We start from the raw sequence: 1,643 nt of genomic DNA, 5'->3' as shown, positions 1-1,643 counted from the left end.
TAGGGCTTGCTGAACGAATCAAAAGTCCGACAGCCACAAGGGTTTAGGACCTCTTTTGTCGAATTCAAGTGCAAGGAAAACAGGGACTTACCCGCGAAAAACCTTGCACATGGAGGCGTCCGAATTGTATCAGCGAATCGAGAGCCAGATGATCTTGCCAGGCGACTTCTTTTTGCCGTTCGGCGGGAAACTCGCAGAAGATAACCGCTGGGTGTTGCTCGCCCAAATGATTCCGTGGTGGAAACTCGAAGAGAAGTATGCGAAGAACTTTAAAAAGAGCCTCAAGGGTCAGAAGGCTGTATCGATCCGTGTCGCACTCGGCGCCCTAATCATCCAGGAGCGGCTGGGCACCGATGATCGTGAGACGCTTCGTCAGATTCTGGAGAACCCGTATCTGCAGTACTTCCTCGGTCTGCCCGAATACCAGTACCGCCGTCCGTTTCACCATTCGCTCATGACACACTTCCGCAAGCGGCTGGGCGGCGAGATCCTTGATGAAGTCAATGAATGGATCGCTCTGGAAGAAGCGCGTAAGTCGAGTGAAGCGAATGATTCATCGGACAATGACGACGATGAGCCCGGCAACGGAGCGGCCGCAGCATCGGACGAGTCCGCAGAACCGCAACTTCGGCAGATGGAACTGACGAACGAGGGTGAACTGTTGCTGGACGCCACCTGCGCGCCGGCGGATATCGCCTACCCGACGGATCTGTCTCTTCTGAATCAGGCCAGAGAAAAGCTGGAGAACATCATCGACATTCTGCATGAACCGCAGCGCGGAAAGACTCGCAAGCCAAGAACATACCGAGAGCGTGCCCGCAAAGCCTATCTGGCGATTGCCAAGCAGCGGCGCGTGAAGCCGCGCACGATGCGCAAAGCCATCGGCAAGCAGTTGCGGTTCGTCTCCCGTGATCTGCGCATCATCGCCGAACTCGCCGAGACGACGGGCGGCCTGACGCAACTGCCGCGTCGCATGTACAAGGAGCTGCTGGTCATTCAAGAGCTCTATCGCCAGCAGCAAGCGATGTACGACAAGCGAACGCATAGCGTACCCGATCGGATTGTCAGTATCGCACAGCCGCACGTGAGGCCGATCGTGCGTGGCAAAGCTCGGGCGAACGTCGAGTTCGGCGCGAAGCTGGCGATTAGCCTGGTGAACGGCTATGCCTTCCGGGAGTATCTGTCTTGGGACAGCTACAACGAAGGTCAGACGCTGCAGGATGCAGTGGAACACTACCGCGTCAGGTTCGGCTATTATCCCAAAGCGGTGCTGGCTGACCAGATTTATCGCACACGCGACAACTTGCGCTACTGCAAGGAGAAGGGAATTCGGCTGAGTGGACCGCAGTTGGGGCGTCCGTCCGCCGATCAGCAGGAGCAGAAGAAGATCGCGAAGGCAGATGCAGCCGCACGCAACGCAGTGGAAGGCAAGTTCGGTGAAGGCAAGCGCAGTTATGGGCTTGGCCGTATTCGAGCGCGTCTTCAGAGGACGAGCGAGACCGTGATCGGGCTGCAACTGCTGGTCATGAACCTCGAAAAGAGACTCCGGGTTCTCTTTTTGCCTTTTTTGCAATGGCTCTGGTCGACCCTTGCATTCCGCTTGCCCGTGATGCCGTAAAATGTGACCCGTTCAGCAAGCCCTA

The 1,643-nt window shown here is 56.8% G+C and carries 1 protein-coding gene; it reads left to right on the top strand.

The features are described from left to right. The first annotated feature begins 124 nt into the window (after window positions 1–124). Window positions 125–1,618: an IS5 family transposase gene (locus ACZYR9_RS27415; protein WP_488981481.1), complete on the top strand. Its 1,494-nt coding sequence runs from the start codon at window positions 125–127 to the stop codon at window positions 1,616–1,618. Window positions 1,619–1,643: the final 25 nt, after the last annotated feature.

The organism is Paenibacillus sp. F024 (assembly GCF_057814255.1).
Note: the sequence above shows the minus strand (reverse complement) of the source record. Positions and strands in the feature narration are given on the sequence as shown.